This is a genomic window from Enterococcus sp. ARL09-542 (assembly GCF_005234805.1).
GTDB classification, from domain to species: domain Bacteria; phylum Bacillota; class Bacilli; order Lactobacillales; family Enterococcaceae; genus Enterococcus_D; species Enterococcus_D gallinarum.
This window is the reverse complement of the sequence record NZ_QPQX01000023.1, coordinates 1-26,987: the sequence shown is the minus strand read 5'-3', so window position 1 is coordinate 26,987 and position 26,987 is coordinate 1. Positions and strand designations below refer to the sequence as shown.

Here is a 26,987-nt window from a genome sequence, read left to right as displayed (position 1 = left end):
CCGAACACAGAAGTTAAGCTTCTTAGCGCCGATTGTAGTGAAGGGTTTCCCTTTGTGAGAGTAGGACGTCGCCACGCTGTTTCATTCCGGCATAGCTCAGTTGGTAGTAGCGCATGACTGTTAATCATGATGTCGTAGGTTCGAGTCCTACTGCCGGAGTTATCGATAGCTGTGAAGCTATCTTTTTTTTTGCCATTTTGGAGCGGTCTTTCTACTAGCGGAAAGATCGCTCTTTTTTTGCAGATAAAAGTTAAAACTATTTTGAGGAACCAAAAGATCAGTCGATTTGTCGAATGTTTCAAAAAAGAAGCGTTTGCGGGAGAGTCCTTTTTTTCCTATAATAAGGAAAAGGGGAGATGACATGAAACAACAATTATTTTTTGATTTAGATGGTACGATCATTGATTCTAGCGAAGGAATCTATTCTTCGATTCGCTATGCACTGGAAAAATTAGGACATGAACCTCTCTCAACCGATGGATTGAGAGCCTTTGTTGGTCCACCACTGATTAATTCTTTTCGTGATCTAGGCTTTACAGAAGAGACTGCGCAGCGTGCTGTGAAATATTATCGGGAGAATTATCGAGAAAAAGGGATGTTTCAGATTACGCCTTACGAAAAAATCGAAACCACTTTGGCTGAACTTTCGGAAACACATGATGTCTTCATTGCTACGTCAAAACCAGAGATATTCGCAAAAGAAATTTTAAGTTACTTAGATTTTACAGATTACTTCAAAGGAATTTACGGAGCTGATCTTGAAAATAAGCGGGGAGAAAAAGCGGCAGTCCTTGCATATGCACTAGAGAAGGCGGATGGCAATACAAGTGCCTTAATGATTGGTGATCGAAGCCATGACATTCTAGGAGCAAAAGCCAATGGGTTATCCGCGATCGGTGTTCTTTATGGATTTGGTAGTGAGGAAGAACTACTTTCTGCAGGAGCAGTCGCCTTGGCAGAAAAACCCCTAGATTTGCTGGAATTGATCAGAATGGATCATGCTGGAAAATAAATGCAAAAAAGAGCTTAGAACAGAGGAAGAAAGGTGATTATCCCCGCGATGTTTGATTAGTAGCGGGACTTACTTCGACTCTTTTTTAAGCTCATGAATGTTATTTGATGGTAGTAGTTTTTAGGACTAAGACGTTATTATCCAGATAGCCACTCTCATTTTTCAAAACGAGGGTGCCGGAAGTCGGATGCACCATTAACTCGAGGTGACCAGTTAAAAACATTGTGTCGTACTCAGAAGTATAGAAAGTAAACAAATTGCTAGGGATCTCTAATGTAAAAGGAACAATGATTTCTTCAATAGGTGCGATCAAGAAACGCTCGCCAATCATACAGCAGCCTTCAGCAGAGGAAAACTGGTTGGAACCATCATTGGCTGTCAAGATAAATTGAGTTGTACCTTGTGGAAGACGTTGTGCTGCTTCTGTGGTAATCGTTAGCTCCATTTCTAGTACCTTCTTTCTATAAAAGCAATTGCTATTTTTCTTTGTTGGCTGATTGACTTGAACATAAAAAACTTATAAACAGATAACGAAAAGCATTGGACCAGATAGTTAGCTTGGGGAAGACGACTAAAAGGGCACACTGCTTCTTTTGTTATTTTAACATGGAAATGCTAAGATGCAAAGACTCAGGTGTTATTTCGTTCCTATCGTAGTAAGAAGTAGGCTATCAATCCGAGAATCACGAAAAAAAGACCAATATACAGAATAAAAGTTAACAGGGCTTGAAAGAATTGACGCATTGTCTTCACCTCAAATCAGTTGTTCACTATGATTCTAGCATGAAAGAGCCTGTTTGAATGAAATTCTAGAAATCTTTGTAGATGTTTAAGGTTTATTCATGGGAAATGAAGTAAAAAAACATATATTGCATGCAATTGGAACAGAAAAAATAAAAATAACAAAGCAGTTCATTCATGAATCTTTCAGCTGTCACTTGAATGTGGTAAACTAAAGAGGAGGGGATAAAAATGTTGCGTACATGTCAAAATGTTCTCGTTGCGTTAGATGGTTCTGAGCAATCAGAAAAGGCCTTTTGGGAAGCTGTCGATATTTGCAAACGAAACAAAGCCAAACTGTATGTCCTTTCAATCATTAACAATGCAGAGCTTTCAACGAGTGCTTATTCTTTTTCAAAGCTATTTGAACAGGAAAAGACGAGGGTTGAAACCGAGATGCTAAAGAAAATCTATGATGCAAATAACCATGGTGTCGAAGACGTTGCGGTGATCGTAGAGGTAGGAGACCCTAAGCGATTTATCATCCATGCAGCAACAGAAACTTATCCAATTGATCTAATCGTGATTGGTGCGACGGGTAAAGGAACTCTCACAAGAGCTGTAGTGGGATCGACAACTGACTATGTCGTCAACCATGCAAAATGTTCGGTATTTGTTGTGAAATAAACTATTGATTTGTTTGATCAAAAAAGGGAAATCAGGTAACTGCTGATTTCCCTTTTTTATTTGATGAAGTTTTGGATAACGTAATCTGATAGGTCTAAGTTGATTTATCAGATAGGAATCACACATGGTGAATACAACAAAATCTAGTGCAGTTGTACTATATCTAGTTGATATAGATTTGAGAAAAACTTTTATATTTTTATTCAGACATGAGGAAAGTATTATGGACAGCAGTAGTGTATCTATCGATGATTTTAGATTTGATTCTTTTCAATCAAGCAATTGGATTTGTTTGAAAACAAAATAATATTTTTTAGCTTCAATGATAGTGCTGTTTTGTGATTATATCTATAATTTGTACAGATTTCTCTTTATTTTATTGCTAGAATTTCATCCCGCCATGAAGTAAAATTTTAGTTGCATACATACTATGTGAAAAACGAAGGAAACAGATTATTTTAGTATCAGAATGGTGGAGAAAAATGACTACAAAAATTTGGAAGCGCTTCAAAATAGAGTTCTCAGTTTATGTCGGTATTGGTGTAGCAGTTTCTTTAGTAAGTGCTATTAATGTGTTTTATTTTCAAAAGTTGCTAGATGCATTTGGTCAAAGCATGCCTATTCTAAATCTAGTGATTTATGGATTGACAATTATCTTCGTTCCAATATTTTCTTATCTAGAACAAAAGCCTAAAATGAAACTCCAAAGTGGTATTTTCTTTTATTTAAAAGAAATGGCATTAGACAAGATTAGTAGAATTTCCTATTCGGAATATCTAAAGATTGGTTCGGGCTCGCTTTTGCAAAAAGTTGAGGCTGGGTCAAGCGCTGGTAGAAACATTCATTTAAACTTTTACGGAAGACTTTTTAGAGAGTTAATACCAGAAACTTTTTTTAATTTGTTTTTTATAGCGATAATCGATTTAAAATTAGTTCCAGCCATTTTAATCGGCTACATTTTTATTTTTATTGTAACCAAGTATTTGTTGAAAATATTAAAAGCTATAAAAGAAAACTCACTAATCTCTGAAGAAATAATGAATAATACTTTAATACGTGGCATCACAGAAATGGTTACTTTTCGAATAAATAAACGCTATAAAAAAGAAATAGCTAACTATCACGAAATGTCAATTTCTACAACAAACAATTTAATAAAAATGACAATGATACATGAATTTTTCTTTGGCTTTTTTGCTTTTCTAGTTGCGGTCATTAAATTAGTCATCGTTATATTAACATTTGCAAACGTTATATCTATTAGTTTAGGTGGATTAGTCGCGTTGGTTACTTATGTCGATAGAGTTTATACACCAATTGCTATCTTCAATGTAGTTTTTGTCCAATATCATTTGGATAAAGTTACATATCAACGATTACAAGATTTTTATGATACTTCAAATGATGAAGGCCTCTTCATCGAAGGAGCACCTATACAATCCATAGCAACTATCAGTCTGACCAATTTAAATTTAACCATTCAAAACAAACGAATATTGAAAGATTTCAATTTAGACTTAGAGAAAGATAAAATTTTGGACTTGTTGGAGAAAGTGGAGCTGGGAAATCTTCTTTGATGAAAGTTATATTGGGATTATTCAAACCCACTAGTGGAGATATTTTTGTGAATCATAAGAATTTATCTTCGTATAATTTAAATGAATACTACGATCATATTTTCTATCTCTCACAAGATGCTCCTATTTTTCAGGGAACATTAAAAGAAAATATTGTTTTTGACAAAAATATACCAGATATTCAAGTAATAGAGGCACTAGAGAAATGTCAATTAGGACATTTTTATCATTCACTTGAAGAAGGATTAGATACACGAATTGGTGAAAAAGGTTCTAATATTTCTGGTGGAGAGAAGCAGCGTATTGCGTTTGCGAGAATGTTCTTTTCTACTGCAGAGATAATAGTGATAGATGAGGCCACTTCGGCATTGGATGAATCAACCGAAGAAAAGTTGCTCAAAGAAGTAATGAAAATATTTAAGAATAGGATCGTCCTTATGATTACCCATCGTCCGAAAAACCTTGAAATTGTTGATGAAGTAATCGTACTTAGTAATGGTTATAAAATCAGATAAGTGATTTCACCGTATACGGAGTAAATAGACTAACTACGACTAACTGGAGAGCAGCAAGGTCTGAATACGAAATAAGCTGGGAATGTTTATGCTAGTTTATTTTTTCTGCAATAACTCTCCATTTTCCTGTTTTCCGTAACTATTTAATTTCCCACTTCCAACTAATTTCCCACACGTACTATTTAAATAGTTTGTAGTTGCTTTATTCAAGGCAGGTGTTCGTATATTTTCTAATTGAAGTGTCGTTTTGTTTTTTCGTATTTTTTCCTAATTTAAGGGAAATAATTGACTTTTATAAATGATAAAGAGTACAATTATGAAAAATAAAACGAAAAAGAGGAAAAAATATGAAAAATGTTCTAAAAGAAAATAAGCAATTTGTATTAATAACCAGTCTATTAGTTGTTATTGGCTCTTTAACATCAATGATTACTCCTCTATTCATACAATATTTTAATGAAAATAAGATCAAACTAACCTATGAGATAATGCTCTTTATAGTTATAGTTATGTTGTTTTCTTTCTTATTGCAGACTTTCATGCTCGTGTATAGAGAAAATTTTGCAGCAAAGTTTAATTCGAATTATTTGTTCAAACTGATAAGTAAGCTGACTAAAATTTCTTATGATGGTTTTATTGAAAAAGAACCCACGTATTTAATTAATCGTATATTTACTTCAGTGGATTCTTTATATTTATTTTTGATTAATAGTGTATCGACTATAGTAAAGTCATGTTTTGTAATTTTGTTATCTCTAGGAATTGTTGGATTTATATCATGGAAAATTTTTTTGCTCTTATTGATATTACTTCCTTTAAATTTAGTTGGCTTTAAGCATATTAACAAGCAATTATCTATTAGAATGGAAAAAATGCAAAAAGATGCTGCAAGTGCAAATAAAGATTTAATTGTGACATTATCAAATGTGGATAATATAAAATCCCAAGCTAATGTATCTGCATTAGAACATCTGCTTAAACCAAAGATGATTGCAATGTATGATTCATTAGCAAATAATAATAAATATGCACAAGTTACTAGTAATGCTATTGTCTTTATTAATCAATTGGTTCAAAATATGACTTATATTTGGGCGAGTATATTAATTGTTCAAAATGAATTTCCTGTGGGAAATTTAATTATTCTAAGTATTGTTATTCCAATGTATTATTCCGCTTTAAGTGATTTATCTAAGGCAAATGTAGATTATAAATCTTTAACTATTTCTAGTGAGTTCATTAAGAATAATCTTGACTTATTACGTGAAGAAAATGGGGAAATAAAAATACAAAATATAAACAATATTGAGTTTAATTTCCCATCATTTTTAATAAATAAACAAATTTTTAATTATAATTTAAAAGAAGTAGTGAATAAAGGGGATATAGTTTATATAGAAGGAGATTCTGGTAGTGGAAAAACTTCTCTATTGAGACTGATGTTGAAATTTAGAAAATCTAAAGGAATAAAGATCAATGGATTAGAAATTAACAGCTTGGAAAATTCAAGTTTAAGGAATAAAATTGCTTATATTTCACAAGATCCAACGATTTTGTCTACGTCATTAGAAAATAATATAGGAATGGGAAGAAAACTAACCAGAGATGAAAAATATTTGATTGAAACATCTGGTATTTTAAGTCCGATATTTAAAGAAAAGCATTGGGATAGTGTATTATTAGAAAATGGTGCGAATTTATCTGGAGGAGAAAAACAAAGAATTGCAGTATGTAGATTAATTATATCTGATGCAGAATTATATATTTTAGATGAAAGCATTAGTAATATAGATAAAGAATCTGCAAATGCAATATTGAATTTCATTACAATCAAATCACAAGAGAAAATTATTTTATATACAACCCATGATAAATCATTCAAGAAATACGCGAACAAAATTATTAATGTAAGGAGATAAACTATGAATCACGATTTGCTAAGTGTATCTGAAGTTGCGGATGCATTGGGAGTAACTACAAGAACTATTAGAAACTACTTGTCTGATGGTAAATTAAAAGGGCAAAAGATTGGTGGACAATGGAAATTTTTGAAATCCGAAGTGTATCGTTTTATAGGTCAGTCAGTTGAGAACCCTGTTACTAACTTTTTTGAAAACGAGAATCATTTTAAAACGGGTTCAATACTCGTCATTAATATTCCAATCTCTAGTATGAGGTTAGTTGAAAATTTAAAAAATGATTTGTTGAATCAATATAACAATGTATACGATGGAGAAAACCGACAGTTCTTTTATCAGGCAATTTCTAAAGAACAAGCCAGAGTAATAATACAAGGCCCTATAGAATACGTAGCTAGTTTTGGTGACTGGATAAATAATAGGCTAAGAAGTTATTCTTGAGAATCATTGATATTTATGATTGTTCAAATGAACATAATGAACAGTGTGAAATAGTGATGCAATGCATGGACCGTTTATCATTTTCGTTGTTGAAATAAGGAGCAACTGAAAATCATCGGTGCTAACTGCAAACAAAAAAACAACGTCCCAAGAACGTTGTTTTGAGAAAGCCACTTGACGGGCTTGAACCGTCGACCTCATCCTTACCATGGATGCGCTCTACCAACTGAGCTAAAGCGGCTTGTTATTTAACACAAGATATAGAATACCTGAAAGCCTGCTGTTTGTCAATTCCATTTTTTCAAGAGTACTGGGATTTTTTGTCAAAAAAGGTGAACAACAAGACAAAGAAGCAAAAATTTCTTTTTTCACTTGCCAACTTATCTGAATATTTGCTATATTACAGGTAGATTCTTCCGGCATAGCTCAGTTGGTAGTAGCGCATGACTGTTAATCATGATGTCGTAGGTTCGAGTCCTACTGCCGGAGTCATAAATAAAACGTCCCCATTGATGAAAAGATGATGGATGGGTAAAGCAAACCCCCCTGAAATTCAGGGGGGTTGCTTTATAGATAGATTCAACAGTTTATCTCCTTGCGGCTACTTGTTTTTTGGATAAGCAAAGCAGTCGACATAGGGAAGTCACTTTATTTCAGAGACTCGATAGTTGTCTGCTGCTTTACGATGCTTATATGTTGACCTACCCCACAGTGATTTATTGGAAAATGACTCATTCGACTATTGCGCAAGTCAAGACCCAGTTTCCTTAAAAAGGTGTCCAAAGTGGATAAAGAAGATGAGAGGGATTCTATGGACAACAGCATTACATTTACAAATAGAAATGAATTTCGTGACTGGCTTCAAGAGTATGGTGTATCAAGTGAAGGGGTTTGGCTTTTGATCGGAAAAGCTGGCGGTCCTAAGACGATAAAGGCTCACGAGGCACTTGAAGAAGCGCTTTGTTTTGGCTGGATCGATGGCGTCATGCAAAAGATTGATGATAAAACATACAAGAAATACTTTGCGAGGCGCAGAAAGAACAGCAAGTGGTCAGAAAAAAACAAAGCACTAGCTGAAACATTGGAAAGCCAAGGACTAATGACTGATTATGGTCGAAGAAAAATAGAAGAGGCCAAGAAAAACGGTCAATGGGATGCGGTTCAGTCTCCAAAGATTTCGGAGGAACAAATCTATACCGTAGCAAGCTTATTAAAGAAACATGAGGCAGCTTATACAAATTTCCAAGCAATGTCTCTCTCTGTCAAAAAGACCTACACGCGGGCATACTATGATGCAAAAACCGACACTGGACGCGAAAAGCGTTTGTCTTGGATGATTGAACGGCTAGCGAAGAATCTGAAACCAATGTAGCGATTTTTGGGACTGTGCCATAAGTCTCCTACAAGTAACACTATCCGAACATTAATGATTATTGCTCCTGCGGTGCAGGGACTCCTCGTCGCAAAAGTCAGAGGAATCTATCCTAGCAACAGACTATTATTCGGTTTAACTTGTTGGATGATGACATATGGCACAGTCCTGATAGCTAAGAAGCATGAAAAATCAAGCGAAGCGACTCGGGCAATTTTTACTAATTGCAGGTGTCGCTTCGCTTGTTTGTCTTGCTTGCTAAATATCTTCTTATTGCCTACTGAAGCTTTTGCTCCAGAGTCTCATACAGTTTGACGGTCTCAGAGGCGTCTTTGTTCGTATAGTAGATCGTGATATCGGCTGTCGAGAGCCGAAGAATGGGTTGCGATCGTTTGTCCATGAATAGTTTCGCAGATTGACCAGCAACGTTAAAGTTGCCTGTCAGGTAATGATCTGTCGCCATCCCCATTGTGCGAACCGTTGGCTCTGGAAGTGTATCAACAAGCGTGACTGTTCTGATTTCATCCAACGGAATCGTTTGTCGGCTAGCTAATGGGGCATCAAACTGTACGGATTGATCTGTCATCTCTCCACTTATTGCATCAGGATTAAAATCTAATTGATACAAAGGAACGATAGTGACAACCATGATCGCGATCATCAGAATGCCGGTGCCGATTGCTAAACCTTTTCCGGTCTTTTTGCCTAAATTGATACCGATATTCAACCCCACGCGGTCAGGGACAAATAATCGAGGATCTGTTGGATTAATGTACACGCCATAACGCCAATAACGGTCTTCATCATAATACCGTTGTTCCGTAGAAGCCAACAATTGATCTTGTTTTTTTCGTAATCGCAGCAATAGCCCAAAAGGAACGACCATCAAGAAGACCAGTAACAAGACGAAAAGAACAGCGGATAACTCTCCAACTACCCCCGTCAACTGGGTCGAGAGCAGTGGAACAAAAAACAATAGCAGTGTGCCCGTGCTCATTAAGACGACCAGAAGGGACCAATAGAATTTCGTTAAATCATTGAACTGTTGATTGATTTGAAAATCCTTCGTCAATGGACGTACTGGTAAGCGGCGAATCACTTGCCATAAATAGAGGAAAAGCAAAAAGATCAAGCAGTTGATGAGGCTGAATAGCCAACCGGGTCCGTTCTCCGCGGTAGGGAAATAAATTACACCAGCAATGACTAATAACAATGATGGAAGAAAACTGACTAATGGCAACAGTTTTCTATTTTTTTGCTGGATCAATTTGGTGTCTACTAAAACAGGATCGATAGGGAGTCCCCAGTTCTTATGCTCAATTAGTTCGTGCATTTTTCCAATATAATGAATTTGTAAGACGTAGCTTGCCCCCAGAAGCAAAAACAAGAGCAGCCAGAAAAAGGTCATGAGGATAGAGCCATATAAATTGAACAAAAAAATCAGACTTGCTACACTTAAGATACCGACAAACTGCATAATACGGCGGCGGTATTCAGCAACTAACGCCAAAACGTCCGGATGCTGCAAGTGATCAGGAGATAATGTATTTTCCAATAATACGTTTTTGTGGGGCTTACTGAGCAGATTCATTGTAAAAGCGATAGAAAAAATGACGATCAGATTTATGCCAAAGAAAATGTAATTCATTTCAATTCGGTCCTTTCAGAAAACTGTTCTAAACATTGCTGAATATCGGCAATGATCGCTGCTTCGCTTTTTCCGTGAATCAATGCAGAGGCTACTTGCAGCTGCAGCTGTTGTTGATAATATTCTTCTTCGGAGAAGGTAAAGCTGCGAGGCGCTGCGACAGCAGTTCCTTTGCGCCGATCGGTAATCAGCAGCCCGTCTTCTTTCAGTGAATTATAGGCTTTAGAAATAGTCATCGTGTTGATGCCAATCTCTTCTGCAAGTTGACGGACAGAGGGAAGTAGTTCGCCGACAGCTAATTCGCCTGTTGCGATCCCAAGAATGATTTGATCGCGTAATTGTTGATAGATGGGTGTATTGCTTTGAGGTTTGATTTCGAATTGCACTGGCGCTCTCTCCTTTGTATTATCTATATTAATACAAATAGATGGAACATGCAATCAATAATCATCCTCTCTATAAGGAACTCACTTCGCAGCATTAGGAGTAATAAACTGAAATTTTTCGTTGCTGTTTTGCAATCACTTTGTTATCGCAGTGACTGAATATTACGGTATGCTTTTAGTTAGAAAAAATAAAGGAGGAGACATTATGAGCCACTCCCCGAGGACGGCTTACTTCGATAATGCAAAATTTTTATTAATGATTTTAGTGGTTTTCAGCCACTTATTGCAACCATTCATTGGTGATCACAAGTTTTATCATGATCTGTACTATTTTATTTTTACCTTTCATATGCCAGCCTTTGTTTTTTTAGCAGGTTATTTTGCCAAACCGCTCACAAAAGGTTCAAAAGTTCGAGATCTGGTCAAAAAGTTTCTACTTCCTTATGTGTTTTTTCAACTTTTTTATACAGTTTATTACTGGGTGATTGGACTTGACGCGTCGTTGAATATTCAGCTGCTCAACCCTCAATGGGCATTGTGGTTCTTACTCAGCATGTTCTTTTGGCAGCTTTCTCTCGTCTTTTTTCAGAAAATGACTGCCAGAAAAGCCATCTTGCTTAGTGTGCTGCTGAGCATTTTTGCTGGTTACCTCCCTTTTATTAATCAAGTTCTGACACTGCAGCGGACATTTGTCTTTCTACCATTTTTTATCATCGGTTTTTATTTTCCTAAAAATGAGATGCAGTTTTTACAAGGAACACGAATAAAAAAAATCAGTCTGGTTTTCTTGCCGATTATCTACTTGTTTATTGCGCTTTTCCATGGGATGAATAAGTACATGGTCTTTGGCTCGAAACCTTATGAAGACTATCTGAGCTATCCATTGTTCGGAGGACCATTACGAGGGGTGTTCTTTGTGATTGGACTGCTGGGGATCATTGGTTTTCTGCGACTCGTCCCACGGCAACAGCTGTTTTTTACCAAATGGGGCAAGAACACACTGTTAGTCTATTTGCTGCAAGGGATCTTTATTAAAGGATTGAGAGCACTGGCAATCACTGAACTAAACTTGTCACTGCTCGGATTTATGGCGTTGATCGTCGTCAGTGTTTTACTGACGATCCTATTAGCCAGCAGACCTGTTCGGCAGTTCTACGCCCGTTTTGAAGAAGGGATTTCTTTTGTCCTATTGGGCTTGGGTATCTTCATGATTGCGAACTGAATCTAAATGGAAACACCGCCTTCGCAAGTTTGGATCTGCCAGACTTTTGCTCAGGCGGTTGTTATTTGATTTGGACAAGAGTAAAATGAAGAGAATAAAGTGAAAGGATGGAGAAATATGTCAGAAATTTCCAAAAATACTACTGAAAAATTTGCTGAAGCGTATCAGCAAAATAACAAGCAAAATGCACTGCAAAGAGGCGTGGTCAAAAACGGGATCACTGCTTCAGCAGAAACGATTCAAGGCCATGTCAACAATGTACCAGTCTTTTCAGTTGATGTGACGACTGGCAAAGTGTCAAACCAAAAACAATCAGGTCGCTGCTGGATGTTTGCAGCATTGAACACATTCCGTCACAAAATGTTGAATGCCTTTAATTTGAAGGACTTTGAATTGTCACAGAACCATACTTTTTTCTGGGATAAATATGAAAAAGCCAACTATTTTTATGAAAATGTCTTGGCAACAGCACAAGAGCCTTTATCTAGCCGCAAGGTTGCTTTCTTGCTGCAAACACCCCAACAAGATGGCGGACAATGGGATATGATCGTGTCGATCTTTCAAAAATATGGTGTCGTGCCAAAAGCAGTGATGCCAGAAAGCAGTAATTCATCGAATTCCCGTGACTTGAACAACTACTTGAACAAAAAATTGCGCAAAGATGCTGGGACATTGCGCCAATTAGTGGCGGATGGACAATCCGAAGCAGCTATTCAAGAAGCAAAAGAAGGGATGCTACAAGAAATCTACAATTTCTTAGCGACTTCTTTGGGGACTCCACCAGAAACGTTTGACTTTGAATACCGTGATGAAGAGAAAAATTATCATATTGATCGCGGACTGACGCCGCAAACATTTTATGACAAATATGTAGGGGTAGATCTGGATGATTATGTAAGCATCATCAACGCCCCTACTGCTGACAAACCTTATAACAAGTCCTATACAGTGGAAATGTTGGGGAACGTTGTTGGAGGTAAAGAAGTGAAATATTTGAATGTGGATATGGAAACATTCAAAAAATTGGCGATTGCCCAATTAGAACAAGGAGAATCTGTCTGGTTTGGCTGTGATGTTGGGCAATCTTCTACCCGTGATTCTGGAATCATGGCATTGGATGCGTATGATATGAACGACTTATTCGATATCGATTTCACGATGACGAAAGCTCAACGTTTAGATTATGGTGAAAGTCTGATGACCCATGCGATGGTCTTGACTGGTGTGGACATCGTTGATGGCAAATCAACAAAATGGAAAGTCGAAAACAGCTGGGGAGAAAAAGTCGGTACCAATGGATTTTTTGTAATGAGTGATGAATGGATGGATGAGTACACCTATCAAATCGTTGTTCGCAAGGAATTTTTGACGGCCGAACAACTCGCTGCTTTTGAAGCAGAGCCGCAAGTCTTAGCTCCTTGGGACCCTATGGGAGCTTTAGCATAATGAAGAAATGAAAAGCTGTGGGCGTATGTTAAGAGACGATCGAACAAATTTTACGAGGACTGAGATAGAAACGGTTCATTTTCTATCAGGTAGACCAATTTGTTTGATGGACCGTTTATTAGCTGCGCTGTCACAGCTTTTTTTGTCCATTTTTATGATCTTTAGCAGAAAAATGTGAAACTTATTAATTGTAAGATCGCCATTCTTTCTATAAAATAAAACAGTCACTAATGATGCCACACGTCTCATTAGAGTGAACTGTTGAAGAATGGTCACTGGGAACCTTTACTTCCACTGACAGACTTTGTCATTTTACTTAATGTTAAAGGAGGAGACTAATGACAAATCTGTTTATAGTTATTGTTGTACTTATTTTTGCTGCCCTTATTTATGGGTTCTACCTGATGCAAAAGCGTCATCTGAAATTCTCTACACGAGTGTTTACAGCGTTGTTTGTCGGGATACTTTTTGGTGGTATCTTACAGGCGATCTTTGGAACTGGCTCGGAAGTGATCACCCAATCACTAGAGTGGATCACAATGGTGGGGAACGGCTATGTAGCACTGCTGCAAATGTTGATCATGCCATTGGTTTTTGTTTCGATCGTCGGGGCATTTACCAAGATGAAAGAAAGCGAAAAAATCAAAAAAATCAGCTTTACTGTGTTGGCTACTTTGTTGGGCACGACAGCAATCGCTGCACTGATCGGAATCGTGATGGTTATGTTGTTTGGTTTAGACGGTGCGAGTTTTACTGAAGGCGCAGCGGAGACCGCACGGATCGCTGAGTTGGCAGAACGTTCTACCCAAGTCCAAGACTTGTCAATTCCTCAACAGATCGTATCCTTTATTCCGAATAATGTTTTTGCCGATCTAGCTGGGACACGTTCAACGAGTACGATTGGAGTGGTAATTTTTTCTGCTTTTGTAGGGATTGCCTACTTAGGGGTGAAGAAAAAAGCCCCGAAAGAGGCGCAAACGTTTGCTGATCTAATGGATAGCTTGTACAAGATCGTGATGCGAATCGTCACACTTGTGTTGCGGTTGACTCCTTATGGTGTATTGGCGTTGATGACAAATGTTCTAGCATCAAGTGATTTCGAAGCGATCCTAAATCTTGGGAAATTTATTTTAGCTTCTTATGCAGCATTGATCATTGTCTTGCTCGTTCATTCCTTGTTGTTAGCGAGTGTAAAAGTCAATCCAATTACTTATTTCAAGAAAGCTTTTCCAGTGTTAAGTTTTGCATTTACTTCACGCTCAAGTGCCGGTGCGTTGCCATTGAATATCGAAACGCAAACAAAAGCGCTAGGTGTCGACGAAGCAACCGCCAATTTTGCTGGTAGCTTTGGCTTGTCAATTGGACAAAATGGCTGTGCTGGTGTGTATCCGGCGATGTTAGCCACGATCGTAGCGCCTACGGTAGGAATCAATGTCTTTGATTGGCAGTTTATCCTGCTTTTGGTGGCGGTCGTAACCATCAGTTCTTTTGGTGTTGCTGGTGTCGGTGGTGGGGCAACCTTTGCTTCATTGATCGTTTTAGGATCAATGAACTTGCCGATCGCAATCGTTGGTCTAGTCATTTCTGTTGAACCACTGATCGATATGGCTCGAACACTGGTTAATGTCAGTGACAGCATGGTTGCCGGTGTGGTGACTAGCAGTCGTATCCATGAACTAGATCGTGCAACACTTGAAAGTCAAACTGCTGTGATTGATGCCGATTGATTCAAGTAGAAGCCGCTACTAAAATCAAGTGATAACAAAAGAGTGTTTATTAAGAAAGACTGCGTGTGGTCTTTCTTTTTTTGTGACCAAAAATCAGAGTCACTATTGTTATTATGTGTCATTATGGCTTACTCTGACCGCTATCTTTAGTAGATGAGAGAATAATAAAGAAATATTCACCGCTTTTTTTATGGGTTTCTGCTATACTTTTTGTATACAGGCGCAGGAGGGATCAAGATGACATAACTGATTCAGTTAGAAAATGCAGCAAATGTCAGAGAATTAGGCGGTTATAAAACGACATCAGGGAAGACCATTAAGCGGAAAAAACTGATTCGTAGTGCCGCGATCAATGAGCTGTCTGAGACAGATCAAGCAACATTGAGCAACTATGGCATCAATCAAATCATTGATTTTCGTTCCTATGAAGAAGCCAAAGCACAGCCAGATCAGCCAATCCGTTATGCCCAGCAGTTCTTTTTGCCGATTTTTAGCGAAGATGAAACGATGGTTTCCTTATCACCAGAGACATTGAAGCAAAAGCTGGCAGATGGGGATGATGCAGAAGATCAGATGAAGAAGGTATATCGCCACTTTGTCGAAAGTCCGCATGCTCGAAAGCAATACCGTCATTTTTTTGACTTGGTATTAGAAAATGCGGAAGCAGGAGCAACCCTATTTCATTGTACAGCAGGGAAAGATCGAACAGGCTTCGGGGCATTTCTGCTCTTATCTTTATTAGAGGTGGATCAATCAACTATCAAACAAGACTATCTGGCAACGAATCGCTATCTGGGGCCTTTTTTAAAAGAGAAATTTGCCCCTATGGCGCAGCAAATGCCGCCTGAAGTTCTTGAAGCCATCACCACATTGATGAGTGCAAAAGAAAGTTTTCTTGATGAAAGTTTAGCAGCGATCAAAAAAGAATTTGGCACGGTGGATCAGTATTTAAAAGAAGGACTGGCAATCACAAAAGACGAAAAAGAGTATTTTCACGCCCACTTTACCGAGTAAAGGATGTGTCCAACATGAATCAGGAATTGCTTGCCCAGTTTGGGTTATCCGGAACATTAACGCCGATCAGCGGGGGTGACGTGAATCAGACGTTCCGGTTGCGGTCAGAAGAAAGACAGTATTTCTTGAAGTATCATCCAGGAGTATCCCAGCAGTTTTTTCAAGCAGAAGCAGCAGGATTGGCACAATTACGTCCCTATGTTCGCGTACCCGCCGTTTATCAATATGGAGATAACGAACATGGCGCCTACCTTTTGCTAGAATGGATCGATGTTGGTGAAGGTGATCAAGAGTCGATCGCCACTGCTTTAGCTGAGATCCATCGGCAAACAAGCCCAACGTTTGGATTTGAACAGGACAACTTTATTGGCTTATTGCCGCAGGTGAATCCCGCGGCAGAGGATTGGGTGAGTTTTTATACCACGTGCCGCTTAGACGTTCAGGTGGAATTGGCCAAGTTAGGAAATCATTGGAATCCTCGCCGAGAAGATAAGTACCTAAATCTGAAAGAAACGCTGTATCAAGAGTGGTCAGGTCGACAGGTTCAACCTTCTTTACTGCATGGTGACTTTTGGCGCGGCAATGTGCTGTTTGATCAGAAGGGTGATCCAGTTTTCATTGATCCGGCTGTATCCTTTGGTGATCGCGAACTTGATCTGGCGATGGCGCAATTATTCGGCGGATTTCGTCCGGAATTTTTCCAACGCTATCAGCAAGTCTTCCCGCTGGAAAAAAATTGGCAAGAGCGGGTTCCTGTGTATCAGTTGTACTATTTATTGGTTCATTTGAATCTATTCGGTGAAAGTTACGGCAATAATGTAGATGAGATTTTGAGTAGATATTAGGAGGCATTTGGCAAGATGGTAGCAAAGTATCAAAAAGAACATGAAGTCGCTTATTATGAGTGCGATATCAATCAGACAATGACGTTTCCAGCAATGTTGGGAGTGGCAATCAAAGTATCCGAAGAGCAAAGTGCAGTATTGGAGCGTGGGCCAGAATACATTCGCTCTTTTGGACTGACATGGATCATTACTACTTACCATATCACGGTCAATCGGTTGCCGATGGTCGGGGAACAGATCATGGTCTCAACACAAGCAAAAGAATACAATAAATATTTTTGCTACCGCTATTTCTGGCTGCACGACGCCCAAGGAAATGAATTAGTGAAGATCGAGTCGGTTTTTGCATTGATGGATTTGGCAACACGCAAAGTCAGCAGTGTTCCAGATGAGATCGTCGCTCCTTTTGAAAGTGAGAAAATCAAGCGCATCAAGCGCTATCCTAAAATCAATTCCCCAGAAAAAGGACATTTTTTACCTTATCGGGTTCGGTTTTATGATATCGACAGCAATCAGCACGTCAACAATGCAATGTATTTTAATTGGCTGCTGGATGTTTTAGGCTATGAATTTTTGACGACGCATCAGGTGAAGGAAATAACGATTCGTTTTGACCGAGAAGTTGAGTACGGGAACTTGGTAGAAAGTCATTTTGAAACGATTCGGGATGAGAACCATTTGGAAACATTACATGAGATCAGAATCGGAGAGACGACGTACTGCGAAGCCGCAATGAAGTGGCATGAACGAACAAAAAATAATGAAAACAACTAACCGCACTGACAATCGTCTGTTCTTAGCGATTGACCTTCTCTTAAAAAAGGTCAGTTGCTAAGAACAAGCGAAGGTGCGGTTTTTTGTCAGTTTAGTTTCTAAAAAAGTCAACAATCAGTTTTCCATAAAGTCGTGTAATTCAACTAATGGCAGCCGACGATTTTTGGCGATCAGCAATTTGATTCGGGCTTTTTGACTGTTGATGCTATTGCAAAAGATGACTCCCATCTCCTGCAGTTCTTTTCCGCCTCCAGAATAACCATAGACAGGTTCGGCAATACCGTTGAAACAGCGGGAGACTAGTACGACTGGGATTTGTTTCGCCAGTAATTTTTTTAGCGGCGGTAATGTTTGGGGTGGTAGATTGCCAGCTCCGAGGGCTTCAATGACCAATCCATCGATATTGGATTCTGCTAAGGCCTCAAAAAGTTCTCCATGCATGCCGGCATAGGCTTTAACGATCGGAATCAAGCCATCGACCCGATCAACATCCAATTGGCGACTCTCTAATAGTTCCTGCATGAATAATATTCGATTTTTTGTGACCAGCCCAATGGGACCTAGTGTTGGCGTGCGAAAAGTTGCAACATTCGTTGTATGCGTCTTTGTGACATAACGAGCAGAGTGGATTTCGTCATTCATAACGACTAGAACACCCTTTTTTTGAGCATCATCACATTTTGCTACGCGAATGGCACTTTCAAAATTATATAAACCGTCACTGCCGACTTCATTACTGGAGCGCATGGCACCTGTAATGACGATAGGCAGCTGATTGCCGATCGTTGTATCTAGAAAAAAGGCAGTTTCTTCTAATGTATCTGTTCCGTGAGTGACAACTACGCCATCGATTCCACTTAAATGAGCCAACTGGATGCGTTCTTTGATTTGCAGCATTTGCTCAGGTGCAATGTGAGGACTAGGTAGATTAAAGATATCTTCAACGATCAGTTCAACATCGTCATCGATATGGATAGGGGCGTCCATCAATGGGTTTGTGACGTCTGGACTGACACCACCGGTCAACACATCTTCTTTCATGGCAATGGTGCCACCTGTATGCAAAACGAGGATTTTTTTCATTTTTGTCACCTCAAAGATTATTTTACTCATAACTCCAAAACTATTGTATACTAATCAAATAAGAAAACAAGCAAGGTGAGGAAAAATGATTCGAATTGGTTGTACGACATTTAGTGAACATGGTTCTCTTGTTCAGAGAAAAACATCAAAACTTTTTGAATATGCCAGTGTCTTTCCTGTGGTTGAACTGGATACGTCTTATCATTATTTACCCAAAGAGAAGGATGTGCGGAATTGGTTGACGCAGGTACCGGATAACTTCCATTTTATTCTTAAAGTGCATCAAAGCGTAACGACACAAGGTGATTTGCCGGAAGGTATGTCTATGGCAGAAGCACTAACAGCTTTCAAGCAGGCGATTCAACCTATGGTGGATGCTGGCCGGCTTTATTGTTTGCTGGCACAATTTCCCAACCGGTTTAAGTGTACGAAAGAAAGTGTGGCGTATTTAGATGAAGTACGTCAGTGGTTTGCAGCGTATCCGGTGGCAATCGAGTTGCGGGATAATAGTTGGTATCAGCCAGAGTTCCGCTCTTCGATGCAAGCCTATATGCGCAAGCAAAAGTTCTCGTTGGTTATTGTTGATGAGCCCAAGAAACTCTCCACTACGGTTCCTTTAGAACCGCTAGTGACTAACCCGGCATTTGCCGTATGTCGTTTTCATGGCAGAAATGATGTTGGTTGGACAGCTACCGGACCTGACGCCAAAAAGAATCGGACGCTCTATCGCTACAATGAGAAAGAATTAAGTGAACTACGTCAAGCAGTCGAAGAAACAGCGGCTCACGCACAAGAAGTTGCTGTTATTTTTAACAATAATGCTGGCGGTGATGCGGCGGACAATGCCCGCGCGTTGATCGAAGCCATGCAAATCGATTACCAACAACTGAATCCTAGCCAATTGGAGCTATTTTGAGGAGTTATATGATTAAAGCAATTTTTTTTGACATCGATGGTACATTGATCGCAGATAACGGGAAAGCGATGGCAAGTACCCGAGCAGCGATCAAAGAAGCCAGAAAACAAGGTGTTTTATGTGGCGTGGCGACAGGCCGCGGACCTGTAGAATTAGAGAAAGTCATCGATTATTTAGATTTGGATATGTTCATCACCTATAATGGGCAGTTTGTCTACACCAAACAAAATTTGATTTATGCCAAACCTTTCTCGAAGAACATCCTTGAAGAAATTGTTGCATATGCAGATGAAAATTATCGGCAGGTAATGTTTGGCGGAGAAACCAAAGTGGCTGGCAGCTTGACGATTCGTTTGAGTCAATCACCAGTGATGCAACGTTATTTGCGATTCGTCCCAAAGAAGTTTCCCGTTGGGGTGCTAAAAAAATTGCTGCAGCGATTCAGTCCAAATCGAAATGCCAAACGGTATCAGTCTCTGGATATTTTGCGGGAACCAATTTATCAGTGCATTATGCTGAGTCCCGAATCAGAGAAAGAAAAGCTAAAGCAAAAACTGCCTTCCTGTGATTTCAAACGCTCCAATGCCTATTCAGTGGATATCGTCCCCAAGAAAGGCTCGAAAATGAAGGGAATCCATGAGTTTTTGGCTTATGAAGGGATCGCGATCGAGGAAGCCATGGCTTTTGGGGATCACGAAAATGATATCGAGATGTTGAAAGGTGTTGGTATTGGGGTGGCTATGGGGAATGCGCAGCAAGTGGCAAAGACAGCGGCCAATTATGTAACAGCATCTAATAATGAAGATGGTATCGCTCAGGCTCTGAAACACTATGGCATCATCGAATAACACATAACTAGAGGAATAAATGGAATACACGAATTGATTGAGTGAGATCAACGGAGGAGGAAAGAAGATGAGTCCTTTTGAAATGACAGAAGAATTTCATCAAACCTTTGACCCGACACGTCCGGAGCAACCACGGCCATTCACACCAGAAAAGGCCAGTTTCCGTGCAGGGTTCAAAGTAGAAGAATTAGTTGAGTTTTTGTATGCAGCGGCCAACAATGATCCCGAGCAGTTCGCACAGTCAGTGGCGGATCTGCATCAGGGAATCGAGCAAGCAAAAGAAAAGATCACTAGCAAACAAAAACCAGTGACGGATACGTTAGTCGAGCAAGTCGATGCCTTATGCGATCTTTTGTATTTCACCTATGGCTCTTTTTCACTATTGGGTGTCGATCCGGCACCAATTTTGAAAATCGTTCATGAAGCCAATATGGGGAAACTTTTTCCAGATGGCATGCCCCATTACCATCCTGTGACTCATAAAGTCATGAAACCTGCGGATTGGGAAGAACGTTTTGCTCCAGAGCCCCGCATCAAAGCTGAAATTGAACGTCAGATCGTAGCAAAAATGAAGAGTTGACTTGAAACGAGTGAACACCCATAAAAATAAGATGACCTTTGCAAAATCATTCGCAAGGGTCATCTTGTTTTTTTGTTCTAAGTGTATTTGAGGGGCGGCTTTGTTGGGAAAGGCCACTGACTATCAATCAAAAAAGGTATAATACAAAGTTCGAACAGCGGCTTTCTCTTGTTCTTTATGGATACCAAACATAATACTGACCTCGGAAGAACCTTGGTTGATCATTTCCAAGTTGATGTTCTTGCGGGCCAATGCAGCTGTGCTGTCTGCAGTGATCCCCACTCGTTGGCGCATCCCTTCGCCAACGACTACGACCATGGATAAGTCGTGGGTCATTCGTAATTCATCTGGATCGATCTCATAAGCGATCTTGCGCAGCAATTCTTCTTCCAACACCGGATTTAATTGATTGGCTCTCATAATGATCGAGATATCATCGATTCCGGACGGCATATGCTCATAGTTTAAATCAAATTCTTTGAAAATCTCAAGGACGCGTAAAGTAAAACCAACTTCTCGGTTCATCAAGTATTTACGGATGTAGATCATACAGAAGCCTTCATCACTAGCAACACCGACAACTGGTTGTGTCAAGTTGTTCCGTTGGTTGGTAATCATGGTTCCTGGATGTGTGGGATTATTCGTATTTTTGATAACGACGGGAATCTTTGCCCGATAAGAAGGCATCAACGCTTCATCGTGCAGCACCGTGAATCCGGCATACGAAAGTTCCCGCATTTCTCGATAAGTCAGTTCTTTGATGGGTTCTGGGTGATGGACATAACCTGGATGAGCCGAAAAAATACCATCGACGTCTGTAAAGTTCTCATAAAGCGTCGCGTTGACACCAGCAGCTACCAATGCACCAGAAATATCTGATCCGCCTCGAGAGAAAGTACAGATTTCTCCATCCTCCGTATACCCAAAAAATCCTGGGATCACTAAAATTTCTTCTGTTTCTGCCCAGGCATTGATTTTTGTGTAAGATGCTGGCAAGATCCGGGCGTTTTGGGGTTCATCAGTGACTAAGATCCCTAGCTCCTCTGGGTTTAAGTAACGTGCTGCTAGACCGGATGCTTGTAAAATTCCGGCAATCAAACGAGCGTTATTGTCTTCTCCACTAGCTAAGATCTTGTCATGAAAATGTGGGTCATCATTAGGCGACAATGTCAGAAACTGCTGTAAAGCACTTTGGATCTCTGCCAATAATTCAGGCGCCACTTGAAAAGGGGCAGCGATGGCAGCATAACGCGCATAAATTTCTGTTAATAAGGGACGGACATCTTTTGATGCAGCTAGTCCTTCACAAGTGGCTAATAAAAGATCAGTCACTTTGGTATCGTCTGCATGGCGTTTACCGGGGGCAGAAACAACAACAAAACGGCGTTGTGGATCTGCTTGGATAATATCAACTACTTTTTGCACTTGCTCGGCTGAAGCGAGCGAACTACCACCAAATTTTGCTACTTTCATCTTGCATTACTCCTGTTCAAGCTTTTTTCTAGAGTACAGTGTCAAAAGTGAGAAATCAAGGCATTTCTTAAAAAAGGCACCAAAAAACAGGAAAAAGCTTTTTTGATTTCGGCTTTTCCAAGGAAATTTAGAGAGAGCTTGTTAAAAAAAGAATGAAAAATTGGAGGAAGTCGCAAAAAAGTCAATCTTTTTTGCCGCAATTTAATGCTTGATTTTTTTCTTTATGCTATAATCTAGCGTAGATGCTTTTTTTGAAAAGGGACAAGTGGGTCCTTTTATTTGAGATACCTTACATACCCAAAAACGGATCTGTGAAAACGCGGATTTCATACGAAAAGTGTAGATTTGAAAATTGGAGGAACCATAAAATGGGAACTAATATCATCTTTGGAATCGTTATTGCCATTGTCGTCATCGCGGCGATCTTATATGCGATCGGTTACTTTATGCGAAAGAAAAATCAGGAGAAACTGGATGTCTTAGAGAAACGTAAAGAAAACCTGTTTGATCTGCCGGTCATTGAAGAAGTCGATGAAGTGAAAAAAATGCATTTGGTGGGTCAAAGCCAAAACACATTCCGAGAATGGAACCAGCAATGGACAGATATTTCCACCTCCTCATTTGCGGAACTGGAAAGCCAAATCTTTGAAGTCGAAGAGTTGAATGAACGGATTCGCTTTTTCAAAGCTAAAACAGCGATCGAACAAGCGGAAGCAACCATGGATGATATGGAACGTCAAGTCGAAGAGATTCGTGCCGGCTTGAAAGAACTTCGTGAAAGTGAAGAACGCAATTCCCTAGAAGTCCAAAAAGCATTGGATGTTTATGAAGATTTGAAGAAAAACTTGCGGGAGCATGGAGAGGAATTTGGTCCAGCTTATAACGAACTGCAAAAGCAAATCAAAAATATCGAGATTGAATTCACTCAATTTGTTACGCTGAATACTTCCGGTGATCCGGTCGAAGCTCGGGAAGTTTTAGAACAAGCAGAGCAACACACCTATGAAGTCGAAGATTTGATGAAACGAATCCCAGCTGCTTATGAAGAGCTGAATCGTACGTTCCCTGATCAATTAAAAGAAATCCAAGATGGATACAAAAAATTATTGGATCAAAAATACGTCTTTCCTGAAGCTAACTTCCAAGAAGATATCAACCGCGTGAAAAAACGGGTTGAAAATTCTATGAATGATTTAGCCAAAACAGAAGTTGCTTCTGTGGAGGTAGCTAATCGGGATACAGCTAGTGACATCGATGCTTTGTATACGGTAATGGAACGTGAAATCAATGCGAAGAAATATGTTCTTAAAAATCGTCAAGTGATTGTTGACTACATCGATCATGCGACGAAAAACAATCGTCAATTATTGATTGAGTTGGATCATACCGCTCAAAGCTATACATTGAATCATAATGAATTAGGTCGGGTTCGTGGCTTCCAAACAGAAGTCGATGAATTGGCTCGCCGCAACAATGAATACTTGCCGCAGTTGGAAAACCATGAGATTCCTTATTCAGAAGTACAAAGTTTTTATAAAGATGCTTACAAAATTTTAGATGATGTCGAAGCGCAACAAGTTGAAATCGATGAAGCGCTAAGTGATCTACGCCGTGGTGAAAAGGTCGCACAAGAGAAAGTAGAGAACTTCGAATTTCGTTTACGTAACCTCAAACGTTTTGTTGAGAAACAGCGTTTGCCAGGCTTACCAGGGGAATACTTAGAATTCTTCTTTGTCGCAACTGACCGAGTGGAAGAATTAGGCAAAGAATTGAATAAAATTCGGATCAACATGCAAGAAATCAATAAATTGGTTTCAGTTTGTGAAGAAGATTTAGACATGCTTGATGAACAAACGAAAGATTTAGTGGATGCAGCTGCATTGACAGAACAAATGATGCAATATGCAAACCGTTACCGTCATTCACATGCCGACATCAAAGCAGCGATTGATAAGAGTTTGTATCTGTTTACGAAAGAGTATCGTTATCAAGATGCATTAGATGAGATCGGGACAGCTTTGGAACGCGTCGAACCAGGTGCTTTCAAGCGGATCGAGAACTTCTATTTCAAGAATCGTGATTTAGTATAAAGCAAAAGCCAGCAGTGAAAAACTGTCTGGCTTTTTTAGTGAATTGGCGGATTCTCTACCGACAAATCGATCCAAGAAGAGGAACTTCTTGAAAGAGCAGGAAAGAGCAGTTATAATGGGAAAGAATTTTTCAAAGAAAGGGTCCTAGCATTGATTTATTTTGATAACAGCGCCACAACCGCAATTTATCCGCAAGCATTAGATACATATGTAAAAGTTAGTCAGCGTATTATCGGCAACCCTTCAAGTCTTCACGATCTTGGCAGTCAAGCCAGCCGTCTTTTGGAACAGTCTCGGGCGCAAATTGCTGAGCTGCTGCAAGCTTCTGCTTCAGAGATTTGGTTTACCAGTGGGGGGACGGAAGGAGACAATTGGGTCTTAAAAGGCACCGCGATCGCCAAAAAAGCTTATGGCAATCACTTGATTATTTCTGGCATCGAACATCCAGCGGTCAGTGAGACCGCAGAACAGTTGAAAGAACTAGGGTTTGACGTGAGTATCGCACCCGTTACTTCTACTGGATTTGTAGATGTCGCTGCTTTGCAGCAACTGATCCGAAAGGAAACGATTCTTGTTTCTGTGATGGCAGTCAACAACGAAATTGGTTCGATCCAGCCAATCAATCAAATCGCTGAAATTCTAGAAGCTCATCCTCGCATCCACTTCCATGTGGATGCTGTTCAAGCAATTGCGAAGGTTGATCAGCAGCAATGGTTGCCACAACGGGTAGACTTTGCCACATTTTCTGCCCACAAGTTTCATGGACCTAGGGGCGTCGGTTTTATTTATTGGAAAAAAGGCCGTAAGCTAACACCATTGATGACCGGTGGCGGGCAAGAACAAAATCAGCGCAGCGGGACTGAGAATTTACCGGCAATTGTTGCAATGGCTAAAGCGTTGCGACTAGCACTTGAACAAAAAGCTGCCCGGCCTAACCATGTGGGCTTATTGAAAAGTTACCTTTCAGAAGCATTATCTGAGTATGAGAAAGTGACGGTGTTTTCTGGAGCCGAACATTTTGCGCCGCATATTCTTTGTTTCTCATTGGAAGGGATCAGAGGAGAAGTGCTTGTCCATGCCTTTGAAGAAAAACAGATTTATCTCTCAACGACTAGTGCCTGCTCTTCCCGCAAGAAAATGGCTAGCAGCACATTGCATGCGATGCATGTCCCTAGTCGCTTAGCTACTTCAGCAGTTCGGGTCAGCTTGGATGAAAGTAATACGATGGCCGAAGTAGAACAATTTTTGATTGTATTTAATCAGCTTTATCAAAAGTTCTCAAAATTAAGCCAATAAGAGCATGTTGCGAACATACCAACGACAAACAAAGGAGTTTTACTCGTGAATTATACAGAGATCATGGTTCGCTACGGCGAATTATCAACCAAAGGAAAAAACCGCCGCAGTTTCATTATGCAGTTGGCGGAGAATGTGAAGCGAACACTTGCCGACTTTCCTAAAGTCAAAGTTCATGCAGAACGTGATCGGATGCATTTGCTTCTGAATGGGGAAGACAGTCAGGCAATTATATTGAAATTGCAAAAAGTGTTTGGGATTCAAAATTTTTCTCCCAGCATTCGGGTAGAAAAAGACGTCGAAGTGTTAAAAGAAGCCGTACAAACAGTGATGAGTGAAATCTATACAGGGACTGAGACCTTCAAAATCACTGCCAAACGCAGTGACCATCAATTCATCCAAGACAGTAATCAGTTGAATTTGACGTTAGGAAATGCTGTAATTGATCGCTTTCCAGAAATCAAAGTTCAAATGAAAAAGCCAGATATCAATCTACGGGTAGAGATCCGTATGGATGGAGCCTACCTTTCTTACGAGACGATCCAAGGAGCTGGTGGGTTACCGGTTGGAACGAGTGGGAAAGGGATGCTGATGCTTTCAGGCGGGATCGATTCCCCCGTTGCCGGTTATTTTGCGATGAAACGCGGGGTAGAGATCGAAGCGGTCCATTTTGCCAGCCCGCCTTATACTAGCGAACAGGCACTACAAAAAGCCAAAGATCTGACAAAGAAACTAACCCCTTATGTTGGCGGTATTCAGTTTATTGAAGTCCCATTCACTGAAGTTCAAGAAGAAATCAAGAAGCATGTGCCTCAAGGCTATTGGATGACGATCACTCGCCGGATGATGCTGCGACTCACAGATGCGATCCGTGAAGCTCGTCATGGATTGATTATTTTGAACGGAGAATCACTAGGCCAAGTGGCTTCACAAACATTGCAAAGTATGGTGGCGATCAATGAAGTAACGAATACGCCAATCATTCGTCCGGTAGCAACGATGGATAAATTAGAAATCATTGATGTAGCTCAAGAGATCGATACGTTTGAACTGGCGATCCAGCCATTTGAAGACTGCTGCACGATTTTTGCTCCGCCACAGCCTAAGACAAGACCGAAGTTGGAGAAAGTGCATTTATATGAAGAGCGCTTAGATATAGCAGGCATGATGGAGCGGGCATTAGCTGGGTTGAAAATCGAAGAGATCCAAGCTTCCGAAAAAGCAGAATTCGCTGATTTTCTTTGATCTTCACATCAGAAAAAATTTTGATATCAGGGGATAAAAACCAGCTGTTGACTGTTGGCAATTAAAGAAAAAAGGGCTCTTCGTCAAATCGTGTTGGTGAAGACAAATTTGAATAAAACTTAGTCCGATATGCGGCGCGTTCTGTGCGCCG

At 39.8% G+C, this 26,987-nt stretch carries 22 protein-coding genes, 3 tRNA genes, 1 rRNA gene and 1 pseudogene; 21 read left to right on the top strand and 6 right to left on the bottom strand.

What is annotated here, in order from left to right; all coding sequences use genetic code 11:
* The 3 genes from rrf to DVW06_RS15755 all read left to right on the top strand — a co-directional run.
* Nucleotides 1-77: ribosomal RNA gene (rrf, locus tag DVW06_RS17860) — 5S ribosomal RNA — on the top strand; the annotation flags it as partial.
* 8 nt (nt 78-85) lie between these two features.
* Nucleotides 86-159, top strand: a tRNA-Asn gene (locus tag DVW06_RS15760).
* 202 nt (nt 160-361) lie between these two features.
* Entirely contained in the window at nt 362-1,012 is a 651-nt protein-coding gene (locus tag DVW06_RS15755) for an HAD-IA family hydrolase (protein WP_003127307.1), read from the top strand.
* A gap of 100 nt (nt 1,013-1,112) precedes the next feature.
* On the opposite strand, the gene DVW06_RS15750 is transcribed toward DVW06_RS15755, so the two are convergent.
* On the bottom strand, nt 1,113-1,457 hold the full coding sequence (locus DVW06_RS15750; RefSeq protein WP_003127308.1) for an iron-sulfur cluster biosynthesis family protein: 345 nt from the start codon (nt 1,455-1,457) through the stop codon (nt 1,113-1,115).
* Between the two features lie 527 nt (nt 1,458-1,984).
* Here DVW06_RS15750 and DVW06_RS15745 point away from each other — a divergent pair.
* The 4 genes and pseudogenes from DVW06_RS15745 to DVW06_RS15730 all read left to right on the top strand — a co-directional run bounded on the left by DVW06_RS15745 (nt 1,985) and on the right by DVW06_RS15730 (nt 6,871).
* Nucleotides 1,985-2,419, top strand: a complete 435-nt coding sequence (locus DVW06_RS15745; protein WP_003127309.1) for a universal stress protein — start codon at nt 1,985-1,987, stop codon at nt 2,417-2,419.
* A 482-nt stretch (nt 2,420-2,901) separates the two neighbouring features.
* Nucleotides 2,902-4,511: pseudogene (locus tag DVW06_RS15740) on the top strand (ATP-binding cassette domain-containing protein).
* Nucleotides 4,512-4,858: 347 nt separating this feature from the next.
* Nucleotides 4,859-6,430, top strand: coding sequence for an ATP-binding cassette domain-containing protein (locus DVW06_RS15735; protein ID WP_123866869.1), 1,572 nt, complete (start codon nt 4,859-4,861; stop codon nt 6,428-6,430).
* A gap of 3 nt (nt 6,431-6,433) precedes the next feature.
* On the top strand, nt 6,434-6,871 hold the full coding sequence (locus DVW06_RS15730; protein ID WP_003127312.1) for a helix-turn-helix domain-containing protein: 438 nt from the start codon (nt 6,434-6,436) through the stop codon (nt 6,869-6,871).
* A 168-nt stretch (nt 6,872-7,039) separates the two neighbouring features.
* Here DVW06_RS15730 and DVW06_RS15725 read toward each other — a convergent pair.
* Nucleotides 7,040-7,112, bottom strand: a tRNA-Thr gene (locus DVW06_RS15725).
* Between the two features lie 174 nt (nt 7,113-7,286).
* Between DVW06_RS15725 and DVW06_RS15720 the strand changes: the two genes are divergently transcribed.
* Both DVW06_RS15720 and DVW06_RS15715 read left to right on the top strand, forming a co-directional pair.
* A tRNA-Asn gene (locus tag DVW06_RS15720) sits at nt 7,287-7,360 on the top strand.
* 322 nt (nt 7,361-7,682) lie between these two features.
* Nucleotides 7,683-8,243 carry a YdeI/OmpD-associated family protein gene (locus tag DVW06_RS15715; RefSeq protein WP_003127314.1) on the top strand — a complete coding sequence of 187 codons (561 nt, stop codon included), beginning with the start codon at nt 7,683-7,685 and terminating at the stop codon, nt 8,241-8,243.
* Nucleotides 8,244-8,520: 277 nt separating this feature from the next.
* On the opposite strand, the gene DVW06_RS15710 is transcribed toward DVW06_RS15715, so the two are convergent.
* The gene (locus DVW06_RS15710) at nt 8,521-9,891 is read right to left on the bottom strand and encodes a PH domain-containing protein (RefSeq protein WP_003127316.1); all 1,371 of its coding nucleotides are present in this window, start codon (nt 9,889-9,891) and stop codon (nt 8,521-8,523) included.
* Nucleotides 9,888-10,277, bottom strand: coding sequence for a GntR family transcriptional regulator (locus DVW06_RS15705; protein WP_003127317.1), 390 nt, complete (start codon nt 10,275-10,277; stop codon nt 9,888-9,890). The genes DVW06_RS15710 and DVW06_RS15705 overlap by 4 nt, the downstream gene beginning before the upstream one ends.
* Before the next feature lie 205 nt (nt 10,278-10,482).
* Between DVW06_RS15705 and DVW06_RS15700 the strand changes: the two genes are divergently transcribed.
* The 6 genes from DVW06_RS15700 (at nt 10,483) to DVW06_RS15675 (ending at nt 17,305) form a co-directional block, all read left to right on the top strand.
* Nucleotides 10,483-11,499, top strand: a complete 1,017-nt coding sequence (locus DVW06_RS15700; protein ID WP_005471584.1) for an acyltransferase family protein — start codon at nt 10,483-10,485, stop codon at nt 11,497-11,499.
* 117 nt (nt 11,500-11,616) lie between these two features.
* Entirely contained in the window at nt 11,617-12,945 is a 1,329-nt protein-coding gene (locus DVW06_RS15695; protein WP_005471586.1) for an aminopeptidase C, read from the top strand.
* A gap of 338 nt (nt 12,946-13,283) precedes the next feature.
* Complete coding sequence (locus DVW06_RS15690) at nt 13,284-14,672, top strand: L-cystine transporter (protein ID WP_003127320.1); 1,389 nt, start codon at nt 13,284-13,286, stop codon at nt 14,670-14,672.
* A 246-nt stretch (nt 14,673-14,918) separates the two neighbouring features.
* Complete coding sequence (locus DVW06_RS15685) at nt 14,919-15,686, top strand: tyrosine-protein phosphatase (protein ID WP_342342923.1); 768 nt, start codon at nt 14,919-14,921, stop codon at nt 15,684-15,686.
* A gap of 14 nt (nt 15,687-15,700) precedes the next feature.
* A complete protein-coding gene (locus DVW06_RS15680; RefSeq protein WP_005471595.1) occupies nt 15,701-16,531 on the top strand; it encodes a fructosamine kinase family protein in 831 nt (276 codons plus the stop codon).
* Nucleotides 16,532-16,546: 15 nt separating this feature from the next.
* The gene (locus tag DVW06_RS15675) at nt 16,547-17,305 is read left to right on the top strand and encodes an acyl-ACP thioesterase domain-containing protein (RefSeq protein WP_003127324.1); all 759 of its coding nucleotides are present in this window, start codon (nt 16,547-16,549) and stop codon (nt 17,303-17,305) included.
* A 114-nt stretch (nt 17,306-17,419) separates the two neighbouring features.
* Here DVW06_RS15675 and DVW06_RS15670 read toward each other — a convergent pair whose 3' ends face one another.
* Nucleotides 17,420-18,388, bottom strand: coding sequence for an asparaginase (locus tag DVW06_RS15670; RefSeq protein WP_005471602.1), 969 nt, complete (start codon nt 18,386-18,388; stop codon nt 17,420-17,422).
* Nucleotides 18,389-18,473: 85 nt separating this feature from the next.
* Between DVW06_RS15670 and DVW06_RS15665 the strand changes: the two genes are divergently transcribed.
* The 3 genes from DVW06_RS15665 (at nt 18,474) to DVW06_RS15655 (ending at nt 20,732) form a co-directional block, all read left to right on the top strand.
* A complete protein-coding gene (locus DVW06_RS15665; protein WP_081132096.1) occupies nt 18,474-19,304 on the top strand; it encodes a DUF72 domain-containing protein in 831 nt (276 codons plus the stop codon).
* A gap of 8 nt (nt 19,305-19,312) precedes the next feature.
* Complete coding sequence (locus DVW06_RS15660) at nt 19,313-20,152, top strand: Cof-type HAD-IIB family hydrolase (RefSeq protein WP_003127327.1); 840 nt, start codon at nt 19,313-19,315, stop codon at nt 20,150-20,152.
* Nucleotides 20,153-20,219: 67 nt separating this feature from the next.
* Nucleotides 20,220-20,732 carry a haloacid dehalogenase gene (locus DVW06_RS15655; protein WP_003127328.1) on the top strand — a complete coding sequence of 171 codons (513 nt, stop codon included), beginning with the start codon at nt 20,220-20,222 and terminating at the stop codon, nt 20,730-20,732.
* A 123-nt stretch (nt 20,733-20,855) separates the two neighbouring features.
* On the opposite strand, the gene DVW06_RS15650 is transcribed toward DVW06_RS15655, so the two are convergent.
* A complete protein-coding gene (locus DVW06_RS15650; protein WP_003127329.1) occupies nt 20,856-22,205 on the bottom strand; it encodes an aspartate kinase in 1,350 nt (449 codons plus the stop codon).
* A 368-nt stretch (nt 22,206-22,573) separates the two neighbouring features.
* Here DVW06_RS15650 and ezrA point away from each other — a divergent pair, with 368 nt between their 5' ends.
* The 3 genes from ezrA (at nt 22,574) to thiI (ending at nt 26,836) form a co-directional block, all read left to right on the top strand.
* Complete coding sequence (gene ezrA, locus DVW06_RS15645; protein ID WP_003127330.1) at nt 22,574-24,295, top strand: septation ring formation regulator EzrA; 1,722 nt, start codon at nt 22,574-22,576, stop codon at nt 24,293-24,295.
* Between the two features lie 150 nt (nt 24,296-24,445).
* Nucleotides 24,446-25,591 carry a cysteine desulfurase family protein gene (locus DVW06_RS15640; protein WP_137264845.1) on the top strand — a complete coding sequence of 382 codons (1,146 nt, stop codon included), beginning with the start codon at nt 24,446-24,448 and terminating at the stop codon, nt 25,589-25,591.
* 45 nt (nt 25,592-25,636) lie between these two features.
* A complete protein-coding gene (gene thiI / locus DVW06_RS15635; RefSeq protein ID WP_003127333.1) occupies nt 25,637-26,836 on the top strand; it encodes a tRNA uracil 4-sulfurtransferase ThiI in 1,200 nt (399 codons plus the stop codon).
* The last annotated feature ends 151 nt before the right edge of the window (nt 26,837-26,987 follow it).